Genomic DNA, 17,587 nt, shown 5'->3' with positions numbered 1-17,587 from the left:
TCAGACCTTGGCCAGCCGCGCGGAGGCGTGCGAACGCAGCGGGGTGCCCAGCGCGGCGATGTCCCACGCCCAGAGCAGGTGGCCGTCTACCAGGCCGTACATCCGGGAAGAGGCGGTGTGCACCTTGGCTCCGGCACTTCGCACGACCGCATCCGTCGCGATGTCGATGCGCGGACCGTTGATCTCGCCCAGGTACAGCTCGAGCGCACCGTCGGCGTGAGCGAGCGACACCTCGATCGGGAAACCACCGCTCTCGGCGCGCAGTTCTTCGACGTCGTCGACCGTGCGGGCGACGACCTCCGCGGTCGGGGGAAGCAGTGCCGGGCCGGCATCCGCGTCCGTCGCCGGACGCGCGAGACGCCAGAAACCGGTCTCGGCCAGTAGTGCGGAGGCCGGGGATCCCTCCTCGGTGAGGAAGGTGGCGGTGGCGGAGTAGTTGAGGAAGGGGCCGCCGTCGTGGCTGAAGCTCACGCGATGCGTGAACTCGCCCTGCAGCTGCTCATCTCCGACGGGGTAGTCGATGACCCCGGTTCCCTCCCAGACGCCGATCAGCCACGAGAGCGGAGCGAGGTCGGCCGGAAGGTCGGTGGGAAGCTCGAGCACGATCGGCTCAGCGCTGGCCGCGGAAGAGGTTGCGCAGCACGACCGCCGAGACGAAGACGATCGCGAGGCTCGCCAGACCCAGCAGGCCGATGAAGAAGAGTTCGAGCGCCATGAGATCCATGGCTCCTACACTACCGCGCGCGGGCGGGACTGTCAGGCGGAGGCGGTGGCGAGGGCGGCGAGCCCGAATCCGACCGAGATCACGCCCATGAGAAGCAGCGCCCCGATGACGCTCCCGGCCACGCGGAAGATGAATCCCTCGGTGCGGCCGTACCAGAGCTGCACGGCGAACGAGAGCAGCACGGCGCCGCCGAAGGCCACCAGCATCCACGGGATGCGCCACTCCTCACCGACCAGGATGCCGATCGCCACGGCGCCCACCAGAGCGACCGCCCAGACGGCGACCACGCCGACGAGCGGGCTGCGCGGAGCGAGTGCGGGTTGGGTCATGCGTCCATTCTCACTCATCGGCCCCGGTATTATTGCCGCACGGCGTACACCCGCGCGCCGGTGAAGGAGTACGTGTGCCCCAGATCCTGGTCTTGACGAATGCTCCTGCCGAGGAGCCGGTCCTGCCCGCCCTGGAACTGCTCAGCCACACCGTCCGTCAGATCCCGGCAGAGCCCGCACGGCTCGTGAGCGCGCCCGAGTACGACATCGTGATCGTCGACGCCCGCACCGATCTCGCCGGCGCCAAGTCGCTGTGCCGCCTGCTGCGCGCGACCGGGCAGGAAGCACCCCTTCTCCTCATCGTCACCGAAGGCGGCATGAGCGCCGTCTCCGGCGACTGGGGCATCGACGACGTCCTGCTGTCGACCGCCGGCCCTGCAGAGACCGACGCCCGTCTGCGACTCGCGATCGCGCGGCGAGACGATGCCGCGGCCCCGACGCGCGTGCAGGCCTCCGGCGTCACGATCGACGAGCAGTCCTACTCCGCCAAGCTGCACGGCAAGCCGCTCGACCTCACCTACAAGGAATTCCAGCTCCTGCACTTCCTCGCCACGCACCCCTCGCGGGTGTTCACCCGCGAGCAGCTGCTCAGCGAGGTCTGGGGCTACGACTACTTCGGCGGCACGCGCACGGTCGACGTGCACGTGAGGCGCCTGCGCGCCAAGCTGGGCGACGCCGATCAGATCATCGGAACCGTCCGCAACGTCGGCTACCGCTTCAACGTGTACGAGGACGACACCCTGGTCGGCTCGCGGTAACCGAAGGCATCCGTTCACGCACGTGTCACCTCTCGGTGCTTAGATGTACCCCATGATGGATCCCGCACTCGTCGATGCCGGTCTCGGCGACGCAGAAGACGACGACTTCGATGCCGTCGAGGCCCCCGACGCGCTCCTCCCGGACCACCGGTACCTCGATCGCGAGCTGAGCTGGCTCGCGTTCAACCAGCGCGTGCTCGAGCTGGCCGAGGACCCGACTCTCCCCGAACTCGAGCGAGCGAACTTCCTGGCCATCTTCGCCAGCAACCTCGACGAGTTCTTCATGGTGCGCGTCGCCGGCCTCAAACGGCGCATCATCACCGGCCTCGCCGTGCCGACCAACATCGGCCGCTCCCCCTCCGACGCCCTCGCCGACATCTCGCGCGAGGCGCATGCGCTGCAGCTGCGGCACGCGGATGCCTGGACGTCACTCGTGCGCCCGGCCCTCGCCGACGCCGGCGTCGAGATCACGGAGTGGGACGAGCTGACCGACGACGAGCGCGCGGGTCTGACCGAGTACTTCCAGGCCCAGGTGTTCCCGGTGCTCATGCCCCTCGCGGTCGACCCGGCGCATCCTTTCCCCTACATCTCGGGGCTGTCGCTCAACCTCGCGATCCGCATCCGCAACGCGCGCACCGGTCGCCAGGAGTTCGCGCGACTGAAGGTGCCGCCCATGCTGCCCCGCTTCGTCGAAGTGCCGGGCAACAGCGAGATCTCCCGTTACCTTCGCCTCGAAGAGCTCATCGCCAACCACCTCGGCGACCTCTTCCCCGGCATGGAGGTGCTCGACCACCACGCCTTCCGCCTCACCCGCAACGAAGACGTCGAGATCGAGGAGGACGAGAGCGAGAACCTCATCCAGGCGCTCGAGGCCGAGCTGCTGCGCCGCCGATTCGGCCCGCCGATCCGCCTCGAGATCACCGACGACATGGACGACGTGACCCTCGAGCTTCTCGTGAAGGAGCTCGATATCACCGACCAGGAGGTCTACCGCCTCCCCGGGCCGCTCGATCTGCGCGGCCTCTTCGGACTCTCGCGCGTCGAGCGCCCCGATCTGCGGTACCCGCCGCACGTGCCGACCACGGCCGTCGCGTTCCAGCCCGGCGACAGCAGTACACGCGCCGACATGTTCAAGGCGATCCGCAAGTCAGACGTTCTCGTGCACCACCCGTACGAGTCGTTCACCACGAGCGTGCAGGCGTTCCTCGAGCAGGCGGCCCGCGACCCGCACGTGCTCGCCATCAAGCAGACCCTCTACCGCACCTCGGGCGACAGCCCCGTCGTGCAGGCGCTGATCGACGCCGCCGAAGCGGGCAAGCAGGTGCTCGCCCTGGTCGAGGTCAAGGCCCGATTCGACGAGGCGAACAACATCGTCTGGGCGCGAAAGCTCGAGAAGGCCGGCGTGCACGTCGTGTACGGCCTGGTCGGACTCAAGACCCACTGCAAGCTCGCCCTCGTGATCCGCGAGGAAGACGGCAAGCTCCAGCACTACTCGCACGTCGGCACGGGAAACTACAACCCGAAGACCAGCCGCATCTACGAGGACTTCGGGCTGTTCACCGCGGACGCGCAGGTCGGAAAGGACCTCACCCGCCTCTTCAACGAGCTGAGCGGCTACGCGATCGAGAAGAAGTTCAAGCGTCTGCTCGTCGCTCCTCTGCACCTGCGCAAGGGACTCGTGCGCCAGATCGACCACGAGCGCGCCAACGCCGTCGCCGGCAAGCCGGCGCACATCCGCATCAAGGTCAACTCCATGGTCGACGAGGAGATCATCGACGCGCTCTACCGCGCGAGCGTCGCGGGCGTGAAGGTCGACGTCTGGGTGCGCGGCATCTGCAGCCTCCGCACGGATCTCGACGGCATCAGCGACAACATCACGGTGCGCAGCATCCTGGGTCGCTACCTGGAGCACTCGCGGATCTTCGCATTCGAGAACGACGGCGATCCGCAGATCTACATCGGCAGCGCCGACATGATGCACCGCAACCTCGACCGACGCGTCGAGGCGCTCGTCCGCGTCACCGAACCCGCGCATCTGAAGGAGCTCCTGGCGTTCTTCGACCTCGCGATGAACCCGGGAACGAGCTCCTGGCACCTCGGTGCGGCCGGCGTCTGGGAGCGCCACGCCGCGGATGCCGACGGCAAGCCGCTGATCGACCTGCAGGATAAGACCATGGGTCAGATCCAGCGACGCCGGCGTGCGCGGGCGGTTCGATGACGGTCGGACAGACCTTCGCAGAGCGGTCGAAGTGGACGGACAAGGCTGTCTACGCGGCCGGTGCCGTCGTCTGGCGCATCGTCGACGGCAAGCTGCGCATCCTCCTCATCCATCGCACGAAGTACCGTGACGTCACGCTCCCGAAGGGCAAGGTCGATCCCGGCGAGATGCTCGCCGAGACCGCCGTGCGCGAAGTGCAGGAGGAGACCGGCATCCGCGTCTCGCTCGGCGTACCCGTCGGCGTGAGCCGCTACAACCTCGCGTCGATGAAGCAGAAGGTCGTGCACTACTGGGCCGCCGAAGCGACCGACGAGGCGATCCGCGCGTCGACCTTCGTGCCGAACCGTGAGATCGCCGCACTCGAGTGGGTCAGCGTCAAGAAGGCCCGCGAACGCCTCAGTTATCCGATCGATCTCGAGATCATCGACTTCTTCGCCCGGCTGGTCGACGACGGTGCGCTGCGCACGTTCCCCCTGATCGTGCTCCGGCACGCGAAAGCACTGTCCCGTTCCGAATGGGACGGAGCGGATGCCGAGCGCCCCCTCACCGAGCGCGGGCGCCGTCAGGCGAAATCGATCGTCGGTCCCCTGCGTGCGTTCGGCGTGCGGAAGATCGTGACCAGCGACGCCGTCCGGTGTGTCGAGACCGTGAAGCCGCTCGCCAAGGCGCTCGATCGCAAGGCCGTGCGCACCGAGCTCCTCAGCCAGGACGCCTGGGAGGACGGGAACTCCGATCTGCGCTCCGTGGTCGGGCGACGCGTACGCTCCGGCAAGCCCGCCGTGCTCTGCAGCCACGGACCTGTCCTGCCCGGTCTCCTCTCCGAGATCGCGCTCGCGACCGGCACGATCCAGGGCTCCTATCTCAGCAGCGCGGCCGATCTCGAACCGGCGGCGTTCTCGGTGGTGCACCTCTCGGCCACGAACCCCGGATCCGGCATCATCTCGATCGAGACGCACATTCCGAAGGTCTGACGCGGCCCGGAATTCCGGGGTTCGCACCCCAGAGAGTCGACTGCCGTTCACCTTCCGTTCACCCGCGCGGGAGAGTCTCGTTAACCGCCGCGCTTAGCGTCACTGTGTGCCCTGCACCGGGCCTCAACCCTCCCACGATCGAACGGATCCACAGTGAAGATCTCCCGAATCGCTCGCATCGGCGCCATCGGCGCCGTCGCTGCTCTCGCCCTGGCCGGTTGCGCCGCGAACGAAGGCGGCACCGGCGGCTCGTCCGACGCCCCCTCCGAGTCCACGCTCTCCGGCACCATCGACGCCACCGGCGCGTCGTCGCAGACCGCTGCGCAGGAGGCCTGGGTCGCCGCGTTCCAGACCGCGAACCCCGACGTCACCGTCAACTACGAGCCCACCGGCTCCGGCACCGGCCGCGAGAACTTCCTCGAGGGCGGCAGCAACTTCATCGGCTCCGACCGCGCCTTCAACGACGAGGAGATCGCCGCCGGCGGCTTCGGCGCCTGCGTGACCGACGACATCGTCGAGGTCCCGCTCTACATCTCGCCGGTCGCCGTGGCGTTCAACATCGAGGGCATCGACACGCTCAACCTCGACGCCGCCACGATCGCGGGCATCTTCGCCGGCACGATCACCAACTGGAACGCTCCCGAGATCGCGGCGCTGAACGACGGGGTCGAGCTGCCCGACCTGGCGATCTCGCCGGTCCACCGCTCCGACCCCTCGGGCACGCAGGAGACCTTCACCAAGTACCTCTCGGCGACCGCCGGTGACGTCTGGACCTACGAGGCCGCTGACGTCTGGCCGATCGAGGGCGGCGAAGCCGCTCAGGGCACCTCGGGTGTCGTCCAGGCCATCACCGCCGGCAACGGTGCGATCGGCTTCGCCGACGCTTCGCAGGTCGGCGACCTCGGCCAGGTGCACGTCGGCGTGGGCGGCGACTTCGTCGCTTACTCCGCCGAGGCTGCTGCCGCGCTCGTCGAGGGCTCGCCGCTCGTCGAGGGCCGTGGCGCCGGAGACCTCGTCTTCGACGTCGACCCGGCATCCGCTGCCGAGGGCTCGTACCCGATCGCCCTGGTCAGCTACCTGATCGCGTGCGAGCAGTACGAGGACACCGACGTCGCCGAGCTCGTCAAGGAGTACCTCACCTACATCGCCAGCGCCGAGGGCCAGGAAGCTGCCGCGGACAACGCCGGCAGCGCCCCGATCTCGGACTCGCTGCGCGAGCAGGTCCAGGCCGCGATCGACCTGATCCAGGTCGGCTGATCCAGCCGATCGACTGATGGCGGTGCCCCCGCGTCCCGAGCGGACGCGGGGGCCTCGCCCGGTAAGGCCCCGTTCCACCCGCCCAGCCCCGCCCGAAACAGGGAGACCATGAGCACGACCGCGCAGGCGCCCGTAGCGCCGCCCGCACCGATCAAGGCCAAGCAGCGTCTCGGCGACCGGGTCTTCTCCGGTACCGCGCTCGGAGCGGGGATCATCATCCTCGTCGTCCTCGCGCTGGTCGCCGCGTTCCTCATCATCCAGAGCATCCCGGCGTTCCAGCTCGACACCACCGACAACCACATCCTCAAGGGCGAATCCTTCTGGGTGTACGTCTGGCCCCTCGTCTTCGGAACGCTCTGGGCCTCGTTCATCGCTCTGATCATCGCCGCACCGATCTCCATCGGCATCGCGCTCTTCATCTCGCACTACGCGCACCGTCGCCTCGCCGCGTTCCTCGGCTACGTGATCGACCTGCTCGCCGCGGTCCCCTCGGTCGTCTTCGGCCTCTGGGGCGGCCTCGTGCTCGCCCCCCTCCTCCAGCCGATCTACGCCTGGCTGAACACCAACGCCTCCTGGGTGCCGTTCTTCGGCGGTCAGGTGTCGTCGACGGGGAAGACGATCCTCACGGCATCCCTCGTGCTGGCCGTGATGTGCATCCCGATCATGACTGCCATCTGCCGCGAGGTCTTCCTGCAGACGCCGAAGCTCCACGAGGAGGCCGCGCTCGCGCTCGGCTCCACCCGCTGGGAGATGGTGCGGATGGCCGTTCTGCCCTTCGCCCGCGGCGGCATGGTCTCGGCGGCGATGCTCGCCCTCGGCCGCGCACTCGGCGAGACCATGGCCGTGACCATGGTGCTCTCCCCCTCGGCCGTCGTCAGCTTCCTCGTGCTCACCGCGACGAACCCGACGCCGATCCCCGCCAACATCGCCCTGGCCTTCCCCGAGGCGCACGGCACCGGAGTCAACACGCTCATCGCGACCGGCCTCATCCTCTTCATCGTGACCTTCGCAGTCAACGCGTTGGCGCGATGGATCGTCGCCCGCCGCGCCGAGTTCTCGGGAGCGAACTGACATGACCGTCCTCACCCCCACCCCGACCGCCGTCGCCTCGGCACCGGCCGCGGCGCTCACCGCGGGCAAGCTGGCCAAGTGGGCCCCGTGGGCCCTGCTCGGCGGGTCCCTCGCCGTCAGCGCCGCTGTCTTCGCGGTGACCTCGGTCGGCTCGCTCGCGGACTTCAACATCACCGGAACCGTGATCGTCGGGCTCCTGCTCTACATGGTGCTCATCACGGTCATCTCCTCGATCGTCGAGAGCCGCCGCAAGGCCGTCGACCGCCTCATGACGGCGCTCGTCGCGACCGCGTTCCTCATCGCGCTGCTGCCGCTGATCTCGCTGCTGTGGACGGTCGTCTCCAACGGCATCGAGCGCTTCGACGCTGAATTCTTCAGCTACTCGATGCGCAACGTGATCGGCGACGGCGGCGGTATCGTCCACGCGATCTGGGGCACGCTGCTCATCACCCTCACGGCGACGGTCATCGCGGTGCCGATCGGACTCATGACCTCGATCTATCTCGTCGAGTACGGTCGCGGCAAGATCGCGAAGGCGATCACGTTCTTCGTCGACGTGATGACCGGCATCCCCTCGATCGTCGCGGGTCTGTTCATCTACGCGGTCTTCGCGCTGATCTTCAAGCCGGGCATCTCGATGGGCATCATGGGCGCCCTCGCCCTGGCCGTGCTGATGACGCCGGTCGTCGTGCGAGGCAGCGAGGAGCTGCTCAAGATCGTGCCGAACGAGCTCCGCGAGGCGTCGTACGCGCTCGGTGTGCCGAAGTGGCTGACGATCCTCAAGGTCGTCCTCCCGACGTCGATCGCGGGCATCACGACCTCGGTCATGCTCGCGATCTCGCGCGTGATCGGCGAGACGGCCCCGCTGCTGCTCACCGCCGGGTTCACGCAGAGCCTGAACACGAACATCTTCAATGGTCAGATGATGACCCTGCCGGTGTTCGCCTACAACCAGTACATGAATCAGGGCACGAACCCCGACGCGTCGCTCGCCCGGGCCTGGGCCGCTGCTCTCACCCTCATCCTCATCGTCATGGTGCTGAACCTGCTCGCGCGCCTCGTCGCGAAGCTGTTCGCCCCGAAGACCTCCGGCCGCTGAGCGCCCGACCACTCAGAACAGGAATTCACGTGTCCAAGAGCATCGAAGTCAACGACCTCAACGTCTACTACGGCAACTTCCTCGCCGTGGAGGGCGTCTCCCTCGACATCCAGCCGCGCAGCGTCACCGCGTTCATCGGTCCGTCCGGCTGCGGCAAGTCCACGTTCCTCCGCACCCTGAACCGCATGCACGAGGTCATCCCCGGCGCTCGCGTCGAGGGCGAGGTGCTCCTCGACGGCAAGGACCTCTACGGCCCCGGCGTCGACCCGGTGCTCGTGCGTCGCCAGGTGGGCATGGTCTTCCAGCGCCCCAACCCGTTCCCCACGATGTCGATCAAGGAGAACGTGCTCGCGGGCGTCAAGCTCAACAACAGCCGCATGTCGAAGAGCGACCAGGACGACCTCGTCGAGAAGTCGCTCACCGGCGCGAACCTGTGGAACGAGGTCAAGGACCGCCTCGACCGTCCGGGTTCGGGCCTCTCGGGTGGACAGCAGCAGCGTCTCTGCATCGCCCGCGCGATCGCCGTCTCGCCCGAGGTGCTGCTGATGGACGAGCCGTGCTCGGCCCTCGACCCGATCTCGACGTACGCGATCGAGGAGCTGATCGGCGAACTCAAGAACGAGTTCACGATCGTCATCGTCACGCACAACATGCAGCAGGCATCCCGCGTGTCCGATAAGACCGCGTTCTTCAACATCGCCGGCACCGGCAAGCCCGGCAAGCTGATCGAGTACGACGACACCACGTCGATCTTCACCACCCCGTCCGTGCAGGCCACCGAGGACTACGTCTCGGGTCGCTTCGGATGATCTGACGCGTCGGCCGTCTGGCAGGGCTCGGGGACTTCGGTCGCCGAGCCCTGTCGCGTGCCCGCCCCTCCCCGGCCCCGCACGACTTCGGAGATTCGAGGCGACTCGCCGGGCGAAGCATCCGCCCGCTCGGCGTGTCTCGGCCGATCTCCGAAGTTGTGCGGAGCGGAGTTCTGCTGCACCGGCTCTCGCGTTGGCGAGTTCTCCCCGAGACGCGTGCTGGGGGCGCGGCGGAGTTCGTGTGGTGCGGCACGCTCGGCTGATGTGCACGAGAGTTGGCCAGCAGATCTGGGCGTATCGCTCGCTCCGAGAAACCCTGCGACGCGGTGAGATCGAACGATTGATGGATTCCGGCCGACTCTGCCGCGTACGGCGCGGCGTGTACGCGAGTGCGGATGCCTGCAGCGACGTCGTCACCGCGGCAGCGCACGGAGGGACCTTGGGATGCGAGTCGGCCGCGCGGCATCTGGGGCTCTGGGTGCTCGATACTCCGGCCGTGCATGTCTGGATCCAGAGTGATCAACATCAGTACTTGCACGATGATCCCGCATGCGATTGCATCGTGCACTGGGATGACGCGCCGCGCGGAACACCCTTCCATCTCCCGACCGTTCCGCGGTTGCTGGTGCAGATCCATCGATGCCGCGGCGACGAGGCCTTTTTCGTCGCCCTTGAATCAGCCCGCCGTCAGGGGTTCATCGACGACGCGGGCCTTCGTTGGTTGCGCCGCACGCTCAACGCGCGGGGGCGCAGGCTCGTCGAGTTCTCCCGCTCGGATTCGGATAGCGGCTTGGAATCGCTCGTGCGGTTGCGTCTCCGTGCGCACGGATGGAAGATTCGCACGCAGCTTCGGGTCGTGGCTACAGGGCGGGTGGATCTGCTCATCGACGGGTGGCTGATCGTCGAAGCGGATGGTGGCGCGAACCACGAGGCGCCCTCCCACCGCCACAAGGATCTCGTGCGCGATGCGAACGCCGCTTCCTGGGGACATGCCACGCTGAGGTTCGACTACGCGATGATCGTCCACGACTGGGACCTCGTCGAACGCGCCATCGTCGGCACCATGTCCCGCCGTCCCTGATGCCGCTCAGGCTTCCGTGGTCGACTCATTCCCGCACAACTTCGGAGATCTGTAGCGACACGCCGGGGCGGGGCATCCGTTCCGCGGCGTGTCGACCCGAATCTCCGAAGTTGTGCTCCGTGACGGGCGATGGGACTTGGTGCGCGCCTCAGTCGCGGGGCGAGAGCAGGTAGGTGTTCAGCTCGTCGGTGAGCGCCTGGTCGACCGGCAGCGGGACACCGTCGACGGCGGTGATCGCCGCCGCGAGACGCACGCTCGACACGAGCCACGCGGCATGCGCTCGGGGAAGGTCGGATGCCGGGATCCTGTCGTACCCGACCTCGAATCCGCGCGCGGCGAGGTGTTCGTAGACGCTCAGCTGGGTGGTGCCGTGCAGGATGCCGCCGTTCGGGGCCGGTGTGACGAAACGGTCACCGAACCGCAGGATCAGCGAGGCGGTCGGCGCCTCGAGCACGAACCCGTCGCTGGAGAGGAAGATCGCGTCGTCGGCGTCCCGGCGGTGCGCCTCGCGCAGTGCGGCCATGTTCACGGCGTACGAGAGGGTCTTGGCGCCCAACAGCAGCCACGGCGCCCGTTCGGCGGCGCCGAGGTCGTACCCGCGGTCGAGGGTCACCACGCGCACACCGTTCTCGCGCACGGCGCGGAAGTCCGCCGCCGGGGCCGCGGTCACCCATGCCGTGGGCGTCGGGCCGTGCTCCACTCCCCTGCTGAGGATGAGCTTGATGACGGCCTCGCCCTCGCCGCACTCGGCGGCGGCCTGATCGATCGCCTGCCGCCACTGCGACAGGTTCGGCGCGGGCAGGTCGCACAGGCGTGCGGAGTGCGCGAGACGCTCGAGGTGCGGCACGACCTCCTGCGCGTGGCCGTCGACCACGCCGATCGACTCGAAAACCCCGTCGCCGCGCTGCGTGCTCAGCTCGCCCACGCTGAGGGCGGGAGCGGTCGCGTCGACGTGGGTGAACGTGTCGCCGTAGTCGGAGCGCCGCTCGTCCGCGGTGACGGGATCGATCATGAGTGCGAAGCGCCGGTTCATGATCCGAGCCTAGAGCGCCGGGAATACCTTCGCTCGTCTCGCGTTACACTGGTACAGGCCGGGCCGCATAACCCCGGGCTCCATTTTTCGCCGCTGCGAGCGGCCTTCCGCCGAGAGGCGTTCTTGCGGCCCGGTCTTCTTCTTGCCCGGGATTCTCCCTCCGGGCCGCGCTCGCCCGCTCAGGCCAGTGCGCCCGACCGCCACAGCACACTCGCCGCGGAGAGGTCCTGCGCATAGCTGCTCAGTCGCAGCGCTCGGGTCGTGAGCTCGCTGGCCCTCCCCGGCTCGGTCGCCTCGTAGTCGTCGGCCGTGTGCGTCGCCCCGGATGCCTGCACACGGCAGAACGCCGCCGCGCGCTCGAGCGCCACCGCGAAGTCGCCGCGGAACGCTCCGCGCAGGATCGTGTCGACCAGCGCGACGATCTCCTCCGGGCTCGCCGGTACCGGTGCCCCGGCGATCGCCGCATCGACCGAGGGCAGCTCGACGCGTCCGCGCTCGTACAGCAGCGCCGAGGTCTGCGGATCGGTGTGGATCGCCAACTGCAACAGGTACAGCCGCCAGAGCGCGCCGGGCAGGGTGCGCGAGGGCGCCTTCGACCACAGTTCCGCGATCTCGTCGATCCCGTGTTCGGCAGTGAAGGCCACGAGGCGATCGGCGCTCACACCGCTCTCATCGGCGCGCACCCGCGCCAGCAGGGCGGATGCCGTGGCGTGCGCGATGCGCGTCTCCTCGGCGGGATCATGCGCTCCCACGAGGTTGTCGAAGGAGGCGGAGGGGCGTCGCACGGGGCGGTGGTGCTGCTCGGGCATCCCACCAGGGTACGCGCGATCGGCGACGCTCAGGCGGTGGGGATCGCGATGATCGGGTCGGTCGTGGGCAGGCCGCTCGGCGAACCGCCCTCTTCCTCGACCGTGACGGCGATGATGTCGCCCTCGTGCATCGAGCCGGAGAGCACGGCGGTGGCCGTGGTGCCATCGGCGTCGAACACGCCGGCCGGCACCGGGGTCTCCCCGCGAACGAACCACATCTCGTATGTCTTGCCGTCGGCCGGAGCCGCGAGGCCGTCGGTCACGAGCACGGCGGAGCCGAGCGACGCCGACCAGTGGGCCGTGGCCGTGGTGCCGTCGTCGAGCGTGACACTCGCCTGCGCGGCATCCGACGCTCCCGTGATCTGCTCGAGGGCCACGACGCTCGCCGGGCGGTTGAGGTAGTCGTTCAGCGCGACGGAACCGATGCCGACGCCGACCAGGAGTGCGAGGCACGCGGCGAGCGCGAAGATCGCCCGCGACCACCGGCGGGGCGGGCGGATGCTGTCGACCGTCGAGGTGTCGGTCGCGTCGGAAGGCGCCGCGGCGGGCGCGGCCTGCTCGTCGTCCGCACGGCCGTCCTGCGGCGTCTGCGCGATCCGGGAGAGCAGCGCGGCACGGATGTCGGGCCGCGGCACGTCGCCGGTGAACGGAGCCGAGAGTGTGGCGGCGGTGGCGGCATCCGCCTCGACGATGCGCTCCCACTCGGGGTGCTCGTCGAGGGTACGACGGAAGCGCGCCTCGTCCTCAGGGGAGAGCGCATGCAGGGCGGCGCCAGCCGCGAGTTCTGCGAAGTCCTTCTCGTTCATGCCATCACCCCCATTGCCGTGCGGAGGCGGGTGAGTCCATCCCGCATCCGTGTCTTGATCGTCCCCAGCGGCGCACCCAGGAGCGCCGCGATCTCGTTCTGACTGTAACCGCCGTAGTAGGCGAGGACGATCGCTTCACGTTGAGCCTCGGGTAGGCCGGAGAGTGCGCCGACGACGCGCTCCCCTTCCATGCTCAACTCGACCTGCTCCGCCACGCTGTCGTGGGCCACGCCGATGTCCCGTAGTCCCGCCCGGACATCTCGATCCGAACTGGACTGCGAGGATCGCACGCGGTCCACCGCTCGGCGGTGCGCCATCGTCATGATCCATGTTCGTCCTTGCCCCTTGTTCGGAGCGAAGCGCGAAGCGGATTGCCAGATCTCGAGGAAGACTTCCTGGAGCACCTCTTCACTCTGAGAGCGGTTCACGAGCACCCGGAGGATGAGGCCGAACACGCGGGACGAGAGGAGGTCGTAGAGCTCTGCGAAGGCCCGCTGGTCTCCGGTGGCGACGGCGACGAGGAGGTCGGCGACGGCATCCCGCGCCGTCCCGTCCTCGGGAACATCCATCCCATCGATGACCATCTCCACAAGCATGCCGTATTCCAGCCCTCCGACTCTGCATCCGACGCCTGAAAACGGCGAATTCGCGCGGATTCCAACAGGATTCCGCGCCACACGGACTGCATCACGATCCCGTCACGCTCGCGCGCGTGCTCTTTTCCGTCGGATGCTGTCCGCACTCGCGGCCCGGTCGGATCGGGCGCACCCGATCCGGACGGATCTCGAAGAAGTTTCGAATTCTTCCCATCCGATCGGCGAGGGGTTCCGAACACCTGTCAACGCCACGGAGAGGCCGCGGCGAGAATGTCTGAAGGAGCTTGAAATGTTCAGCACCAAGAAGAAGGTCACCGCAGCACTGACGCTCACGGTGGCGAGCGCGTTCCTGCTCTCCGCATGTTCGATGGGCAGCGGCGACACCACCACCGAGTCCGAGGAGCCCATGGCGCCCGAGAGCTCGCAGTCGTCCGAGCCTATGGAGATGGACCCGGCCGCGAACCTCGTCGGCCCCGGTTGCGCCGCGTACGCCGAGCAGGTTCCGGACGGCGCCGGCTCCGTCGAGGGCATGTCGAAGGACCCGGTCGCGGTCGCCGCGTCGAACAACCCGATCCTCACCACCCTCACCGCAGCGGTGAGCGGTCAGCTCAACCCCGACGTCGACCTCGTCGACACGCTCAACGGTGACGAGTTCACGGTCTTCGCTCCGGTCGACGACGCATTCGCGAAGATCGACCCCGCCACGATCGAGGCACTCAAGACCGACAGCGACACGCTGAGCTCGATCCTGACGTACCACGTCGTCCCCGGCCAGATCACCCCTGACGAGATCGTGGGCACGCACCCGACCGTCAACGGTGCCGACCTCGAGGTCACCGGCAGCGGCGACGAGCTGATGGTCAACGGCGCCAACGTGATCTGCGGTGGCGTGCAGACCGCCAACGCGACCGTGTACCTCATCGACACGGTTCTGATGCCCCCGGCTCAGTAAGAGCGGGAGAGTGCCGACTGGACCCCGGCACGAGGCCTCACATCATCCGGGGAGGGATGACCTGAGGTAACAGGAGGGCCGTTGACGATAGCTGTGTCGTCAACGGCCCTCTTTCTGCGCCCTAGACTGGGAGCACGGGCCTCTAGCTCAGTTGGCAGAGCATCGGACTTTTAATCCGCGGGTCGTGGGTTCGAGCCCCACGGGGCCCACCGCATTCCCCTCACCGTTCACCGGTCGGGAGAGACCCTCCACGCCGCCGCGCGCTATCACCCTCGTCGCGCACTGGCCACCCCCTTCACGGCATCCGCCCCTCGCGGCAGAGTCGGAGCATCCACTTCCCCCCCCCTGAAAGGACGACGACCATGGCGACTCTCACCGGAAACCGCGTGGCATTCCTGGCGACCGACGGCTTCGAGGACAGCGAGCTGACCAGCCCGTGGGAGGCGGTGACGGCCGCGGGAGCGAGCGCCACCTTGATCGCCCCGGCGGCGGGCAGCATCACCGGCAAGAACGGCCACGAGCAGACGGTCGACCTCATCTCCGGCGACACGAGCGCCGACGAGTTCGAGGCGCTGGTGCTGCCGGGTGGTGTCGTGAACGCCGACCATCTGCGGCTGGACGAAGCATCCGTCGCCCTGGCCAAGGAGTTCTTCGCGCAGCACAAGCCCGTCGGAGTCATCTGCCACGGCGCCTGGATCCTCATCGAGGCCGGTGTGGTCGACGGGCGCACGCTCACCAGCTACCCGAGCCTGAAGACCGACCTGCGCAACGCCGGAGCGACCTGGGTCGACGAGGAGGTCGTCGTCGACGCGGGACTCGTGTCGAGCCGCACCCCCGACGACCTGCCGGCGTTCAACGCGAAGGTCGTCGAGGAGATCGGCGAGGGCCGCCACGAGGGCCAGACCGCCTGACCACCATCACCATCGCGCCCGGGGCAGGATCAGGCACCTCCCCGGGCGCGATGCCGCCGTGGGCAGGATCAGGCACCTCCCCGGGCGCGATGCCGCCGTACCGCGGCCCTGTTCGCGCATCGCACCGAGCAGAATCGTTGGCGACCGTTGCGGGTGACGTCGGCGACGACGTTTGTGCACGGGGATGCCGCGCATCGACCGAGTCTTCTCATGCCGCGAGTGACCAGGTGGAGCGAGGTGCCGAGATTGATGATCGCCCGCAGCACGTACGGCAGCGAGGGGACGTCGTCGCGATAGTGGAGGTGCCATCCCTCTCCGTCGTGGTTCGTGAGCCGCGGGTATGCCGCCGCCTCCGCGAGCTGGGCGTTGAGGAGTTCTGCGCGCGCATCGGGATCGGCTTCGTCGACGATCCGCAGCCAGTCGTCGATGACGTCGCGCACGCGGGCATGGTCGTCGTCGGCGGGCGGAAACGTCATCGTCATGCCCATCTCGATCGTGCGCTCCTCGATCCCGGCACGGTCGGCCGGCCAGTCGTTGGCGAGTGAGGTCGCCAGAAGAACTGCGTACTCGCCGTAAGGGTTGAGATGCATAAGGCCATTACATCACGCTGGTCTCATGACCTCCACGAACACCCTTCCGATCCCCCGGCCGACCACCGCCCCGGTGGCGCACGAGCACTCCTGGCTCACCGAGTCCCGCCACTCGACGAGCGAGGGCATCGTCGTCTACGTGCGATGCGGAGCGTGCGCAGCACGTCGCGTCGATCTGCGCCCGTCGAGCGCGTCGTCGGCCGCTCTGCCGCCGATCGCGATGAGCCGCAGCATCGGAGAATCGCCGACCCTCACGCCGTGAGTTCGACGAGCTTCTTCACGGTGCGCAGGTTCCGCGCCGTGCCGGCGACTCCGAGCTCGCGATCGAGAACGGGCTTCGTGAGCTTCGACGCATGCACGCCGGACTCGGCGTAGGAGATCCACAGATCGTGCCCGACGAGGGCGATCTCCTCTCCCGGCACCAGACGCTCACGCAGCGCCGCGACCGCGCCCTTCTGCGGAGCACCCTCCAGGAACATCGCGTGCAGGAGCTTGTCGACCGGATCGGCGAACGGCTGCGACGCGAGGGCTCGCACGAGCGCGTCGTGCGTGCGCAGGATCACGGGAGTGTCGACCCCGAACTCGTCGTGGATGAGCGACCGCACGCTCGCGCAGGCCGCGACCGGATCGGACGGATGCCGACATACGATGTTGCCGCTCGCGATGTACGTCGACACGTCCTCGAGCACCCCGGCGTCGGTCAACGCCGAACGCAGCTCGGCCATCGGCACGCGATTGCGGCCGCTGACGTTCACGGCCCGCAGCAGCAGGACGCTGCGGGTCACGCCTCGGCACTCGCGACGAGCTCGGCACCGGCGTGGGCGAGCTCGATCAGCGCCGCCTCGCTCGAATCTGCCCCGACGCCCGCGACAAGATCGGTGAGCACCCGCACGCGCACCCCGTGGGCGACGGCATCGAGAGCGGATGCTCGGACGCAGTGATCCGTGGCGATCCCCACCACATCGGCACTGATCACCCCGGCCGCCGTCAGCACGGCCCCGACCGTCTCTCCGGAGTCCGTGACGCCCTCGAACATCGAGTAGGCGGGCAGCCCCTGTCCCTTGCGCACGTGGTGGGTGACGGCATCCGTCACCAGCAGCGGGTCGTACTCGGCACCCGGCGTGCCCGCCACGCAGTGCACCGGCCAGGAATCGACGTAGTCGGGACTCTCGGCGAAGTGCCCGCCATTGTCCCCCTCGGGGTCGTGCCAGTCGCGCGAGGCGACGATCACGTCGTAGTCGCCGGCGTGGGCGGCGAGGTACGCCGAGACCGCGGCCGCGACGGCATCACCGCCCGAGACCGCGAGGGCACCGCCCTCGGTGAAATCGTTCTGGACGTCGACGATGAGAAGCGCTCTGCTCATGATTCGAGCGTACGCCGCCGGGAACGGGAAAGCCCCCGTGATGTTCTTCGCATCACGGGGGCTGTCGGAGCCGCTTGTCAGAATCGAACTGACGACCTTTTCATTACGAGTGAAATGCTCTGCCGACTGAGCTAAAGCGGCGTGCGACGGGCGAACCGGCGCGATCACCGATATTACCCTGTCTCGCGCTCGCTCGCGAATCGAGCGTGA

Annotated in this window: 20 protein-coding genes and 2 tRNA genes; 12 read left to right on the top strand and 10 right to left on the bottom strand. The window is 68.2% G+C overall.

Going from position 1 to position 17,587, the window contains the following annotated elements; all coding sequences use genetic code 11:
- Entirely contained in the window at positions 1–603 is a 603-nt protein-coding gene (locus ACIQTT_RS15100) for an FABP family protein (RefSeq protein WP_402791818.1), read from the bottom strand.
- A 153-nt stretch (positions 604–756) separates the two neighbouring features.
- Positions 757–1,053: a hypothetical protein gene (locus ACIQTT_RS15095; protein ID WP_402791816.1), complete on the bottom strand. Its 297-nt coding sequence runs from the start codon at positions 1,051–1,053 to the stop codon at positions 757–759.
- 74 nt (positions 1,054–1,127) lie between these two features.
- Here ACIQTT_RS15095 and ACIQTT_RS15090 point away from each other — a divergent pair, with 74 nt between their 5' ends.
- From ACIQTT_RS15090 to ACIQTT_RS15055, 8 genes are all read left to right on the top strand, one after another.
- Positions 1,128–1,811: a response regulator transcription factor gene (locus tag ACIQTT_RS15090; protein ID WP_336642104.1), complete on the top strand. Its 684-nt coding sequence runs from the start codon at positions 1,128–1,130 to the stop codon at positions 1,809–1,811.
- Between the two features lie 52 nt (positions 1,812–1,863).
- Entirely contained in the window at positions 1,864–4,029 is a 2,166-nt protein-coding gene (locus ACIQTT_RS15085) for an RNA degradosome polyphosphate kinase (RefSeq protein ID WP_402791811.1), read from the top strand.
- Positions 4,026–5,000: an NUDIX domain-containing protein gene (locus ACIQTT_RS15080; protein ID WP_402791808.1), complete on the top strand. Its 975-nt coding sequence runs from the start codon at positions 4,026–4,028 to the stop codon at positions 4,998–5,000. Before ACIQTT_RS15085 ends, ACIQTT_RS15080 begins: the two co-directional genes overlap by 4 nt.
- A 153-nt stretch (positions 5,001–5,153) precedes the next feature.
- On the top strand, positions 5,154–6,257 hold the full coding sequence (locus ACIQTT_RS15075; protein WP_402791805.1) for a phosphate ABC transporter substrate-binding protein PstS: 1,104 nt from the start codon (positions 5,154–5,156) through the stop codon (positions 6,255–6,257).
- Between the two features lie 108 nt (positions 6,258–6,365).
- Positions 6,366–7,328 (top strand): phosphate ABC transporter permease subunit PstC, encoded by a 963-nt coding sequence (gene pstC / locus ACIQTT_RS15070; protein ID WP_402791802.1) that lies wholly within the window; start codon positions 6,366–6,368, stop codon positions 7,326–7,328.
- Between the two features lies 1 nt (position 7,329).
- The gene (gene pstA, locus ACIQTT_RS15065) at positions 7,330–8,427 is read left to right on the top strand and encodes a phosphate ABC transporter permease PstA (protein ID WP_402791799.1); all 1,098 of its coding nucleotides are present in this window, start codon (positions 7,330–7,332) and stop codon (positions 8,425–8,427) included.
- A 29-nt stretch (positions 8,428–8,456) separates the two neighbouring features.
- Entirely contained in the window at positions 8,457–9,236 is a 780-nt protein-coding gene (gene pstB / locus ACIQTT_RS15060) for a phosphate ABC transporter ATP-binding protein PstB (protein WP_247625033.1), read from the top strand.
- Positions 9,237–9,732: 496 nt separating this feature from the next.
- A complete protein-coding gene (locus ACIQTT_RS15055; protein ID WP_402791796.1) occupies positions 9,733–10,317 on the top strand; it encodes an endonuclease domain-containing protein in 585 nt (194 codons plus the stop codon).
- Between the two features lie 148 nt (positions 10,318–10,465).
- Here the strand turns inward: ACIQTT_RS15055 and ACIQTT_RS15050 are convergent, their stop codons facing one another.
- The 4 genes from ACIQTT_RS15050 to sigK form a co-directional block, all read right to left on the bottom strand.
- Positions 10,466–11,350 (bottom strand): aminodeoxychorismate lyase, encoded by an 885-nt coding sequence (locus ACIQTT_RS15050; protein WP_402791793.1) that lies wholly within the window; start codon positions 11,348–11,350, stop codon positions 10,466–10,468.
- A 179-nt stretch (positions 11,351–11,529) separates the two neighbouring features.
- Positions 11,530–12,159, bottom strand: a complete 630-nt coding sequence (locus ACIQTT_RS15045; RefSeq protein ID WP_247625035.1) for a DNA-directed RNA polymerase subunit beta — start codon at positions 12,157–12,159, stop codon at positions 11,530–11,532.
- 29 nt (positions 12,160–12,188) lie between these two features.
- Positions 12,189–12,965, bottom strand: a complete 777-nt coding sequence (locus ACIQTT_RS15040) for an anti-sigma factor domain-containing protein (RefSeq protein ID WP_402791789.1) — start codon at positions 12,963–12,965, stop codon at positions 12,189–12,191.
- Positions 12,962–13,561, bottom strand: coding sequence for an ECF RNA polymerase sigma factor SigK (gene sigK, locus ACIQTT_RS15035; RefSeq protein ID WP_402792574.1), 600 nt, complete (start codon positions 13,559–13,561; stop codon positions 12,962–12,964). The genes ACIQTT_RS15040 and sigK overlap by 4 nt, the downstream gene beginning before the upstream one ends.
- 289 nt (positions 13,562–13,850) lie before the next feature.
- Between sigK and ACIQTT_RS15030 the strand changes: the two genes are divergently transcribed.
- The 3 genes from ACIQTT_RS15030 to ACIQTT_RS15020 all read left to right on the top strand — a co-directional run bounded on the left by ACIQTT_RS15030 (position 13,851) and on the right by ACIQTT_RS15020 (position 15,424).
- Positions 13,851–14,513, top strand: coding sequence for a fasciclin domain-containing protein (locus tag ACIQTT_RS15030; protein WP_402791787.1), 663 nt, complete (start codon positions 13,851–13,853; stop codon positions 14,511–14,513).
- Between the two features lie 136 nt (positions 14,514–14,649).
- Positions 14,650–14,722: transfer RNA gene (locus ACIQTT_RS15025), tRNA-Lys, on the top strand.
- Between the two features lie 153 nt (positions 14,723–14,875).
- Entirely contained in the window at positions 14,876–15,424 is a 549-nt protein-coding gene (locus ACIQTT_RS15020; protein WP_391478850.1) for a type 1 glutamine amidotransferase domain-containing protein, read from the top strand.
- A gap of 68 nt (positions 15,425–15,492) precedes the next feature.
- On the opposite strand, the gene ACIQTT_RS15015 is transcribed toward ACIQTT_RS15020, so the two are convergent.
- Positions 15,493–16,014: a CGNR zinc finger domain-containing protein gene (locus tag ACIQTT_RS15015; RefSeq protein ID WP_402791784.1), complete on the bottom strand. Its 522-nt coding sequence runs from the start codon at positions 16,012–16,014 to the stop codon at positions 15,493–15,495.
- A gap of 25 nt (positions 16,015–16,039) precedes the next feature.
- Between ACIQTT_RS15015 and ACIQTT_RS15010 the strand changes: the two genes are divergently transcribed.
- Positions 16,040–16,276 (top strand): hypothetical protein, encoded by a 237-nt coding sequence (locus ACIQTT_RS15010; RefSeq protein WP_402791781.1) that lies wholly within the window; start codon positions 16,040–16,042, stop codon positions 16,274–16,276.
- On the opposite strand, the gene ACIQTT_RS15005 is transcribed toward ACIQTT_RS15010, so the two are convergent.
- The 3 genes from ACIQTT_RS15005 to ACIQTT_RS14995 all read right to left on the bottom strand — a co-directional run bounded on the left by ACIQTT_RS15005 (position 16,266) and on the right by ACIQTT_RS14995 (position 17,518).
- On the bottom strand, positions 16,266–16,799 hold the full coding sequence (locus tag ACIQTT_RS15005) for a DUF1697 domain-containing protein (protein ID WP_402791778.1): 534 nt from the start codon (positions 16,797–16,799) through the stop codon (positions 16,266–16,268). The two genes, ACIQTT_RS15010 and ACIQTT_RS15005, sit on opposite strands and share 11 nt — an antisense overlap.
- On the bottom strand, positions 16,796–17,377 hold the full coding sequence (locus ACIQTT_RS15000) for an isochorismatase family protein (RefSeq protein ID WP_402791776.1): 582 nt from the start codon (positions 17,375–17,377) through the stop codon (positions 16,796–16,798). The genes ACIQTT_RS15005 and ACIQTT_RS15000 overlap by 4 nt, the downstream gene beginning before the upstream one ends.
- A gap of 68 nt (positions 17,378–17,445) precedes the next feature.
- Positions 17,446–17,518, bottom strand: a tRNA-Thr gene (locus tag ACIQTT_RS14995).
- Positions 17,519–17,587 lie beyond the last annotated feature (69 nt).

Origin of the sequence: Microbacterium sp. NPDC090225 (assembly GCF_044772365.1) — a bacterium.
In the GTDB taxonomy this organism is placed as follows: Bacteria; Actinomycetota; Actinomycetes; order Actinomycetales; family Microbacteriaceae; genus Microbacterium.
This window is presented reverse-complemented; position numbering and strand designations above follow the sequence as displayed.

Bases quoted from the DNA above. Each gene is read 5' to 3' on its own strand.
- ACIQTT_RS15095 (WP_402791816.1), bottom strand. From the start codon at position 1,053: ATGACCCAACCCGCACTCGCTCCGCGCAGCCCGCTCGTCGGCGTGGTC.
- ACIQTT_RS15085 (WP_402791811.1), top strand. From the start codon at position 1,864: ATGATGGATCCCGCACTCGTCGATGCCGGTCTCGGCGACGCAGAAGAC.
- ACIQTT_RS15080 (WP_402791808.1), top strand. From the start codon at position 4,026: ATGACGGTCGGACAGACCTTCGCAGAGCGGTCGAAGTGGACGGACAAG.
- pstC (WP_402791802.1), top strand. From the start codon at position 6,366: ATGAGCACGACCGCGCAGGCGCCCGTAGCGCCGCCCGCACCGATCAAG.
- pstA (WP_402791799.1), top strand. From the start codon at position 7,330: ATGACCGTCCTCACCCCCACCCCGACCGCCGTCGCCTCGGCACCGGCC.
- ACIQTT_RS15050 (WP_402791793.1), bottom strand. From the start codon at position 11,350: ATGAACCGGCGCTTCGCACTCATGATCGATCCCGTCACCGCGGACGAG.
- ACIQTT_RS15045 (WP_247625035.1), bottom strand. From the start codon at position 12,159: ATGCCCGAGCAGCACCACCGCCCCGTGCGACGCCCCTCCGCCTCCTTC.
- ACIQTT_RS15040 (WP_402791789.1), bottom strand. From the start codon at position 12,965: ATGAACGAGAAGGACTTCGCAGAACTCGCGGCTGGCGCCGCCCTGCAT.
- sigK (WP_402792574.1), bottom strand. From the start codon at position 13,561: ATGCTTGTGGAGATGGTCATCGATGGGATGGATGTTCCCGAGGACGGG.
- ACIQTT_RS15030 (WP_402791787.1), top strand. From the start codon at position 13,851: ATGTTCAGCACCAAGAAGAAGGTCACCGCAGCACTGACGCTCACGGTG.
- ACIQTT_RS15020 (WP_391478850.1), top strand. From the start codon at position 14,876: ATGGCGACTCTCACCGGAAACCGCGTGGCATTCCTGGCGACCGACGGC.
- ACIQTT_RS15015 (WP_402791784.1), bottom strand. From the start codon at position 16,014: ATGCATCTCAACCCTTACGGCGAGTACGCAGTTCTTCTGGCGACCTCA.
- ACIQTT_RS15010 (WP_402791781.1), top strand. From the start codon at position 16,040: ATGACCTCCACGAACACCCTTCCGATCCCCCGGCCGACCACCGCCCCG.
- ACIQTT_RS15000 (WP_402791776.1), bottom strand. From the start codon at position 17,377: ATGAGCAGAGCGCTTCTCATCGTCGACGTCCAGAACGATTTCACCGAG.